The following is an 8,470-nucleotide window of genomic DNA, read 5'->3' as shown; positions in this document are numbered from 1 at the left end:
ATGTTAAAGCAGCTCCCTTGAGCTGCTTTTTTTATCACTTAAGACAATCGATAACTCGCTGTAGCTTTTATTTTTTTATTCAATATGATCTCTATATTAGTGAGTGACGTAATAGACAATAACGAGTTTGCCAATCTTGGCGCACCCCATAAGAAGGACATTATGATGAAACTCCCCTTAGTTATCTTTGCCAGCCTGTTAAGCACTAGCGCATTTGCAGCGACTTGCCCGAGTTATCTTGATGTTGAAGTGCGTAAATTGCACTCGGATGAAAAAATCAATCTGTGTGAATTGACTCAGGGTAAGCCCGTGTTATTGGTCAATACTGCGAGTAATTGTGGTTATACTCCGCAATTTAAGGCTCTAGAAGCGCTTCATAAAGAATACAAAGACAAAGGCTTAGTGGTGATTGGGTTCCCTTCCGATGATTTTTTCCAGGAAGAAAATGATGAAAAAGACACGGCTAAGGTGTGCTACATCAACTATGGTGTCACCTTCACTATGCTCGCGACATCCCCCGTGAGAGGCAGTGATGTTAACAGTGTATTCAAATACTTAGGGGAAAAAACTGGCTCGCCTAAGTGGAATTTCTACAAGTATGTCGTCAGTGGCGATGGCAATACTGTGCAGCAGTTTAATTCTAAGGTTAAACCCGATAGTGCTGAGCTTAAGCAGGCTATAGAATCAGTGCTTTAACGCCCATTATTATTCATTTACTCATTTTTAAGAGGCTACTTTGGCTAGGTTTTCAGGATTATCAAAAGAGATTGGTCACGCAAAGCGTGGCAAAGTGGGTGTGTTGCTACTTAACCTTGGCACACCCGATGCGCCAACGGCATCTGCGGTGAGGCGTTACCTTGCCGAGTTTTTATCCGATCCTCGGGTGGTCGAAATTCCAAAACTGCTCTGGATGCTGATTTTGCATGGCATAGTGCTGCGCGTTCGCCCGGCTAAGTCTGCAGCGCTCTATCAGAAGGTCTGGACTGAGGCGGGGTCACCGCTGATGGATATCAGCCTGCGCCAAACAGCTAAGTTATCGGATAAATTAACGTCCGATGGACATCAAGTATCTGTGCATTTAGCTATGCGTTACGGCAATCCTTCGGTGGCGAGCACCTTGCAAACGATGCATCAACAGGGGATTGATAAGCTCGTCGTATTGCCGCTCTATCCACAATATGCGGCGCCGACAACGGGCTCGGCTTTTGACGCTATCGCAAGGGAATTAACCCAGTGGCGCTACCTGCCATCGCTGCATTTTATTCACACTTATCATGATAACCCCGACTTTATTGCCGCATTGGTGAACTCAATTCGCGCCGACTTTGAGCAACACGGCAAGCCACAAAAGTTAGTGCTTTCTTACCATGGTATGCCGGAGCGTAATCTGCACTTAGGCGATCCTTACTATTGCTTTTGCATGAAGACGACCCGTCTAGTGGCCGAGCAATTAGGGTTCACAGCGGATGAGTTTGTGATGACTTTCCAATCTCGCTTTGGTAAGGCCAAATGGTTACAGCCCTACACGGATGCAACCATGCAGGCGTTACCGAGTGACGGTGTAAAAGATGTGGCGATTGTGTGCCCAGCGTTTAGCGCCGATTGCTTAGAGACCTTAGAAGAGATCGTCGGTGAAAATGGCCATATTTTTGCTAATGCTGGCGGGGAGAAGTTCCGTTATATTCCTGCGCTGAACGATAATGATGACCATATCAGCATGATGGCGAACTTGGTTAAGCCCTATCTGTAAGCTTTATAACCGCTGAATAAAAAAGGATAGCTCAGGCTATCCTTTTGTTTTTATGACTTATCATTCACCGAAATGATTTTCAAAATAGCTTTCGACAATCAATACAGCTGACACTGCATCGACTTGACCTTTGGTGAGGGCTTTAAAGCCGCCGAGTTCAAATAGCCGAGCTTTTGCATCTGTGGTGGTCAATCTTTCATCCTGAGTGACAATTTTGACCCCAAACTTAGCATTTAGTCGGTTGGCGAATTTTCTCGCCCTGTGGGTCATTTCCTGTTCTGTGCCATCCATATTGAGCGGTAAACCTACGATAACTAAATCGGGTTGCCACTCTTTAATGAGCTTGCCGATTTCATCCCAATTGGGAATACCGTCGACGGCTTTTAGGGATAACAGTGGGGTGGCGCTGGCGGTGATTTGTTGCCCTACGGCGACGCCAATACTTTTTGTTCCAAAATCAAAACCTAAAACGGTTTTTGCGTTCATCTCTATATTCACTCGTCACAATAAAATCGGCTAGGCGTGGCCCGCCTGTGATGACAATTGCCAAGCATCAAAGCCGAGCGCGCGGCTCGCTTGTTGCCATCTATCTTCGTGTTTGACATCGAAGAGCAGGGCCTGATTTGCTGGAATAGTCAGCCATGAGTTATCGGCCAGTTCTTGCTCCAGCTGGTTTTTGCTCCAACCCGCATAACCTAATGCTACGATAAATTTTTCCGGCGAGCGCTCGCTGCCAATCGCCGTTAATACATCCCTTGAGGTGGTGAGCATGAGGCCCGAGCTTAATTCTGTACTGTTGGCCCAATAGGGCTGGGATGTATGCAGGACAAAGCCTCTATCTTGAGACACGGGGCCGCCCATTAAAACCTGCGCGCCTAATGCGAGGTCGGTCGACACTTGATCAGCGGGTAAATCCATCTGTTCGAGCAATGAGTTCACTTCAATGCCCAATGGTTTATTAATCACTAGCCCCATAGCGCCTTTTTCATCGTGCTCACATAGATAGATGACGGTGCGCTCAAAAAAAGTGTCATCGAGCGACGGCATGGCGATTAAAAAATGGTTCTGCAAACTCTCCATTAAATGCTCCGTTCAGCCCACAGGCGTTGACCAATAGATTAAATCCAGCGGCTTAGGCTGGTGGCGTATTAACCGCCGGCTAATTTGACTTTGTAGTTTTGTTTTTCAAGCAGTAGTTTTAGTTGTTCGCGATTATCGGTTTGCACTTCGATAGTGAAATCTTTGACTGTGCCGCCGCAACCACATTGTTTTTTAAGGGTTTGTGCCAGGGCTTTTAAGCCCGCTTCATCAAGCCCTAGGCCTGAAATGACCGAGACACCTTTACCTTTGCGGCCTTTGCTGTCTCTGTGGATACGCACAATCCCATCGGATGCGGGGATAGCTTTGGCTTCTGGCTCGGCAGTAATGCGGCCTTTATCTGTGCTGTACACTAAGGAAACGTTGGGATCTACTCTCATAAGTCATCTTTTATTTGAATATACGCCGCTTAAGTTTACCAAACTCAACGTCTTTCGGGGAGGTAAAAAAAGGCCACTGACAGAGACTGAAAGTGGCCGAAGGTCAATGCTAGCTCTTTGCAGGGAAGTAGCATGTTTAAAAAGCAGACTTAGAGATGCTGTAATACCATAGCGATTAATGCCAATGCGGTGAGTAGGGCGCAGGGCATGATAAAACGATGCAATTTAGGGAGGGCGATTAAGCAAGCGGTGGCAACAAACCCAAAGGCGGCAACCGTGGTGTAATTCACCCCGTTCGACGCAGTCTCAAACACGAGCCAGCTCAATACGACTAAAGGTAAAAACAGCAACATCATGGGGAGATGAGGTGTGAGCTTACTGTTATGGGTATCAGCAGAGACTTTTTGCGGTGCGAACCAGAAAATCGCCGATGCCACAATTAATGCGCTAATGAACCAGTACATGTTATTTATCCCTTAATTAATTTAAGTGATAATGATTATCATTTAAATTGATTGCTGAAGTCAAGCTGAATAACACACTGCTTTTTCATCATATTGAGTTGTAGAACCGTCCATTGCTCTGTAAGCTAAATTTATTTTCGGCTTATTTGTGTTCGATAAGAACGACCAAGGAAATCACCATGAAAAATATAATTGTAGGTTTAGCCGTACTGGCACTGAGTGCCTGTAGTTCGCTGAAGTCGGGTTGGGATTTTGACCCTAGCGCCAATTTTACTCAGTACAAGACCTATGCGTGGGTCGCACAAAAGACCGATGCTTCGGGTTACCACCTCGATGGTTTAATGGATCAGCGCGTGCGGGATGCGGTGAATTCTCAGCTTTCATCTAAGGGCATGACCTTGGTCGATGCAAAAGATGCCGATGTATTAGTGAACTATCTGACCAAAATCGATAAGAAGATTAATGTAGATACCTTCAATACCAATTTTGGCTATAACCCTTACTATGGCCCAGGTTGGGGCTGGGGCGGTAACATGCAAACCCAGACCACAGTCAGAGAATATGAAGTGGGCACCCTGATCATTGATTTAGTTGATAATAAAACTGCTAAGTTAATTTGGCGCGGCTCAGTGGCAGACACTATCCGTGATAAAAATACCCCTTCGGAAAGAGTACAGCTGATCAACGAAGCGGTCGGCAGTGTGATGACGAATTTCCCGCCAAAGCCTGAAAACAAATAATTTACTTTTAGTCTAAAAAAGCGGCCCTTTGGCCGCTTTTTTGTGGCCAAAATTTAGGCTTGAGTGGCATTAAGATGAATTTTCTGCAAATTTTAAAATTTTAATTGATTATGCTTTATTAAAACTTATCAAAAAATAAGCTTAATTGAATGAGAGGTACAGCCGTCTATTGGTTAATGCATTGTTATTGAAGGGCTGCAGTGTAACGCAATATAGAAAAGTAGAAATGGCTAATGCACAAACACTACCAATAGATTAAATATTCTAATGACAAAATTTAAATAATCTCATTATCCAGTCCGTGGATTATCAGGCAAAATCCATTCTTTATGCATGGGTAATAAGTAGTTTAAATGCAAGAAGCGCAATTTATCGGATTATTATGGTTGATTGGGATTTTAGCCGAAGCCATGACAGGGGCATTAGCGGCGGGCCGTAAGCAGATGGACTTATTCGGTGTAGTTATCATTGGCTGCGCGACGGCAATTGGTGGTGGCACCCTAAGAGACATGCTGCTCGGAAATTACCCTTTGATTTGGGTCGAGAATGTCCATTACCTGCTTGCGATTGCATTTGCGTCTCTATTAACGGTCGCCATTGCGCCAGTCATGCGTTACCTATCTAAGTTATTTTTGGCAATCGATGCCTTGGGTTTAGCCGTATTCTCGATTGTCGGTGCGCAAAAGACGCTGATGTTAGGATTTAGTCCAACGATTGCTGTGGTGATGGGGTTGGTCACCGGAGTATTTGGCGGCGTGATCCGCGATATTCTCTGTAACCAAGTGCCGCTGATTTTTAAGAAAGAACTCTATGCGGTGATTTCGCTCTTTACCGCAGGCTTATATATCACGCTCAACGCCTACCAATTGGCCGAGTGGATTAATCTAGTGATTTGTTTAACGCTTGGCTTTAGCTTGCGAATGTTAGCACTGCGTTATCATTGGTCTATGCCGACCTTCGACTATCAAGCCAACGGCGATCAGCATACGCACTAATAAAAATGGGGCATTTAATGCCCCATTTTTTGATTTTTATTACTGTGCTTGAATGGTTTTTAACGCTTCAAGCGCGGCGTCATAATTGGGATGTTCGGTAATATTTGGGACCAGCTCTTGGTACTTAAGCTGACCTTCGGCGTCGATAATAAAGATGGCCCGTGCGAGCAAGCCGTAATCCTCAATCAATAAGCCATATTTCTCGCCAAAATCCCGCCATACAGAGTCGGAAAGCACTTTGATTTTGTCGACATTTTCGACCTTACAGAAACGTTTTTGGGCGAAGGGCAAATCTGTACTTATGGTCAGCATGACTACATCATCGGAGAAGTGACTGACTTCGCTGTTAAAACGCTTAGTTTGCAGCGCACAGACGCCAGTATCTAAACTGGGCACTGCACTGATCAGCACGATTTTTCCCTTAAAGTCACTCAGGCTGATGGGAGTAAATTTTTCATCGACAACTTTAAATCGTGGCGCCATTTGCTCAAGTTTGGGTAATTTCCCTGCGAGAGTGACAGTCTTGTCTCCCATCATTACTTGGGTTTTATCATTGGCGATAGCGCTAGGGCTCAGGACCATTAAACTAAAAATACAGCCAGCGGCTAGAAACGAAACATACTTTTGCATTTTCTCTCCCGTACTCAGGTATGTTGTGCACATGGGCTTAAGGTACGCCAAAACCCCATTCATCACCATAAAAAAAGCCGGTATTTACCGGCCTTTTAATATGCATGCTGATTATTTGCTCTCTGGCAATTGCTTCACATGAATATCCATTTGTGGGAACGGAATTTCAATGTTTGCAGCATCGAGTGCATTTTTGATTTGTTCTAAAATTTGGAAACGCGCTGTCCAGTAATCGGCGGTTTTAACCCAAGGACGAACCACAAAGTTGATTGAAGAATTCGCCAATTCAGAAAGACCTACTGTGTAGCCTGGCTCTTTCAGTACGTATTGGTTGTTATCTAAAATCTCTGTTAATACCTTTTTGGTTTGAGCAATATCTGCAGAATAAGACACGCCAATCACTAAATCGATACGACGATTTTCTAGGGCAGAATAGTTTGTAATAGTGCCATTCATGATTGATGAGTTTGGCGCCACAATAACCTTATTATCTGGGGTACTTAATTTGGTTGAGAAAATGGTGATTTCATCAACAGTACCGGCGATTCCCGCCGCTTCAATATAATCACCCACGCGGCATGGACGGAATAATACCATTAATACGCCTGAGGCAAAGTTAGACAGAGAACCTTGCAGTGCTAAACCTACGGCTAAACCTGCAGCACCGATAACGGCGACTAAAGAGGCGGTTTGTACACCAATTTGACCTAAGGTGGCGATAATGGTGAACACAAACACCACAGCCCAAGCTAGGTTAGCAACAAAAGATACCACTGTTGGGTCAATCTTGCGGCTGTTAAGTAACTTACGCACTAACTTTTGTGCAACGCCAGAAAAATATTTACCAACGAAGAAAATAATCAGAGCAAATAAGATCTTTAAGCCATAGGTCATGACCAGATCCGGTGCCTGCTTTAATAAACCCTCTAGGTTTTCCATTAAATTACTCCCTAAAAATACGCTAACAAAACTAGTTATTATTGACGATAAATTGTACTCGTCGATTTAATCTGCGACCTTCGCTGGAATGATTATCCGCAACGGGTTCAGATATACCTTTACCGACAACGGTAAAGCGATTTGGATTGAAGCCGTAGTCTTCAACCAAAATTCGTTTCACATTTTGTGCCCGTCGTAGCGATAACTGATAATTAAACTCTGGCGTACCGACAATATCCGTATGCCCTACTAAGGTTAATCGAGTCTCAGTATTCGCGTCTAAAAAAGCTTTCACTAAGGCTAAAGCTTTCCATTGCGATAAATCTACTTCGGCGATAGCAAACTCAAAATACACAATCGCGGTCTCAATATTATGACAATCAGCGGCTGAATAAGTACTGGGGTCATTAAGATCACATTGGATATTGCTGGCTTGCTCTTCGGCTTGATAAACACAGCCATTAGCCATCACAGTGGTGTTTGCGGGTGTGTTTGGACAGGCATCTTTAATATCAGGGACGCCGTCTTGATCTGTATCTTGCCACGCATAAGCGGGCAACATCATGCTTAAACTCAAGGCTAAACACGTTAATTGAATCCATTGCATTACGGATATTTTCACCACAAATCACCTTGTATTTTATCTTCGATAGTTAAAACCACTAAGAGATTTGCATTGCATTAGCATGAGCATCTTAGTCGGGTATTCTATCTTTTTATCGGCCTAACGCCAAGTTTTGCCCGTTATTTGATGCAAATCAATTGCATCAGTGTAGATAACATCGGCTTCTTGTCGATTTTATCGGCAGACATATCGGCAAACTATACAAATTTTTCCTTTGAGGCTAGAGTCGCACTAGCGCTCAATATCAGCGTTGGGGATAGGCAGAAGAAGTCGAGGAAAAGATGATAGATTTACGCAGTGATACCGTAACCCAGCCAACAGAGGCAATGCGCTTAGCCATGTCGAGGGCTGAAGTGGGTGATGATGTTTATGGTGATGATCCGACCGTCAACAGTTTGCAAGATATGGCCGCTGAGATGTTTGGTTTCGAGAGTGCGCTCTTTACCGCATCAGGCACTCAGGCCAATTTGCTCGCGCTGATGGCACATTGCGAACGTGGGGATGAATATCTGTGTGGTCAGCAGGCACATAACTATAAATTTGAAGGTGGTGGTGCGGCAGTGCTTGGGAGTATTCAGCCACAACCGCTCACAAATCAACTTGATGGCACCATTGCATTGGCCGATATTGAAGCGGCTATCAAGCCCGATGATATTCATTTTGCCCGTACGCGGTTATTGAGCTTGGAAAACACTATCGGCGGTAAAGTCTTACCTCAGACTTATCTTGCCAATGCGCAGGCGCTGGCATTTCAGCGCGGGCTAAAAATTCATTTAGATGGTGCACGGGTCGCTAATGCTGCCGTGGCACAGGGGATTGGAATTGCCGATATTGCGGGACATTTCGATT

12 protein-coding genes are annotated in these 8,470 nt (G+C 44.6%); 5 read left to right on the top strand and 7 right to left on the bottom strand.

All coding sequences use genetic code 11. From position 1 onward, the window contains the following. The first annotated feature begins 162 nt into the window (after nt 1-162). Both ACK5NH_RS17840 and hemH read left to right on the top strand, forming a co-directional pair. Nucleotides 163-696, top strand: coding sequence for a glutathione peroxidase (locus ACK5NH_RS17840; RefSeq protein ID WP_416922224.1), 534 nt, complete (start codon nt 163-165; stop codon nt 694-696). A 40-nt stretch (nt 697-736) separates the two neighbouring features. Continuing rightward, nucleotides 737-1,750, top strand: coding sequence for a ferrochelatase (hemH, locus tag ACK5NH_RS17835; RefSeq protein ID WP_416922220.1), 1,014 nt, complete (start codon nt 737-739; stop codon nt 1,748-1,750). Nucleotides 1,751-1,810: 60 nt separating this feature from the next. Here the strand turns inward: hemH and ruvX are convergent, their stop codons facing one another. From ruvX to ACK5NH_RS17815, 4 genes are all read right to left on the bottom strand, one after another. Continuing rightward, a complete protein-coding gene (gene ruvX, locus ACK5NH_RS17830; protein WP_416922219.1) occupies nt 1,811-2,236 on the bottom strand; it encodes a Holliday junction resolvase RuvX in 426 nt (141 codons plus the stop codon). A 30-nt stretch (nt 2,237-2,266) separates the two neighbouring features. After that, the gene (locus ACK5NH_RS17825; RefSeq protein ID WP_416922217.1) at nt 2,267-2,830 is read right to left on the bottom strand and encodes a YqgE/AlgH family protein; all 564 of its coding nucleotides are present in this window, start codon (nt 2,828-2,830) and stop codon (nt 2,267-2,269) included. Nucleotides 2,831-2,898: 68 nt separating this feature from the next. Then, on the bottom strand, nt 2,899-3,228 hold the full coding sequence (gene yciH / locus ACK5NH_RS17820) for a stress response translation initiation inhibitor YciH (RefSeq protein ID WP_011625632.1): 330 nt from the start codon (nt 3,226-3,228) through the stop codon (nt 2,899-2,901). Between the two features lie 149 nt (nt 3,229-3,377). Further along, entirely contained in the window at nt 3,378-3,692 is a 315-nt protein-coding gene (locus ACK5NH_RS17815; RefSeq protein ID WP_416922215.1) for a hypothetical protein, read from the bottom strand. A gap of 179 nt (nt 3,693-3,871) precedes the next feature. On the opposite strand from ACK5NH_RS17815, the gene ACK5NH_RS17810 reads away from it, so the two are divergent. Then, complete coding sequence (locus ACK5NH_RS17810) at nt 3,872-4,432, top strand: DUF4136 domain-containing protein (protein ID WP_416922213.1); 561 nt, start codon at nt 3,872-3,874, stop codon at nt 4,430-4,432. 353 nt (nt 4,433-4,785) lie between these two features. Continuing rightward, complete coding sequence (locus ACK5NH_RS17805; RefSeq protein ID WP_086904762.1) at nt 4,786-5,427, top strand: trimeric intracellular cation channel family protein; 642 nt, start codon at nt 4,786-4,788, stop codon at nt 5,425-5,427. A 39-nt stretch (nt 5,428-5,466) separates the two neighbouring features. Here ACK5NH_RS17805 and tpx read toward each other — a convergent pair whose 3' ends face one another. The 3 genes from tpx to ACK5NH_RS17790 all read right to left on the bottom strand — a co-directional run bounded on the left by tpx (nt 5,467) and on the right by ACK5NH_RS17790 (nt 7,603). Next, nucleotides 5,467-6,057, bottom strand: coding sequence for a thiol peroxidase (gene tpx, locus ACK5NH_RS17800; protein ID WP_416922211.1), 591 nt, complete (start codon nt 6,055-6,057; stop codon nt 5,467-5,469). 111 nt (nt 6,058-6,168) lie between these two features. Beyond that, the gene (locus tag ACK5NH_RS17795) at nt 6,169-6,996 is read right to left on the bottom strand and encodes a mechanosensitive ion channel family protein (protein WP_416922209.1); all 828 of its coding nucleotides are present in this window, start codon (nt 6,994-6,996) and stop codon (nt 6,169-6,171) included. A 31-nt stretch (nt 6,997-7,027) separates the two neighbouring features. Continuing rightward, nucleotides 7,028-7,603 (bottom strand): OmpA family protein, encoded by a 576-nt coding sequence (locus tag ACK5NH_RS17790; protein ID WP_416922222.1) that lies wholly within the window; start codon nt 7,601-7,603, stop codon nt 7,028-7,030. Between the two features lie 299 nt (nt 7,604-7,902). Between ACK5NH_RS17790 and ACK5NH_RS17785 the strand changes: the two genes are divergently transcribed. Continuing rightward, nucleotides 7,903-8,470, top strand: a 568-nt coding sequence (locus ACK5NH_RS17785) for a GntG family PLP-dependent aldolase (RefSeq protein ID WP_416922207.1), incomplete at its 3' end; no start/stop codon positions are given.

Origin of the sequence: Shewanella sp., assembly GCF_047975355.1 — a bacterium.
Classification (GTDB): domain Bacteria; phylum Pseudomonadota; class Gammaproteobacteria; order Enterobacterales; family Shewanellaceae; genus Shewanella.
The sequence above is the reverse complement of the archived record's forward strand: the minus strand, read 5'-3'. Positions and strand labels throughout refer to the sequence as shown.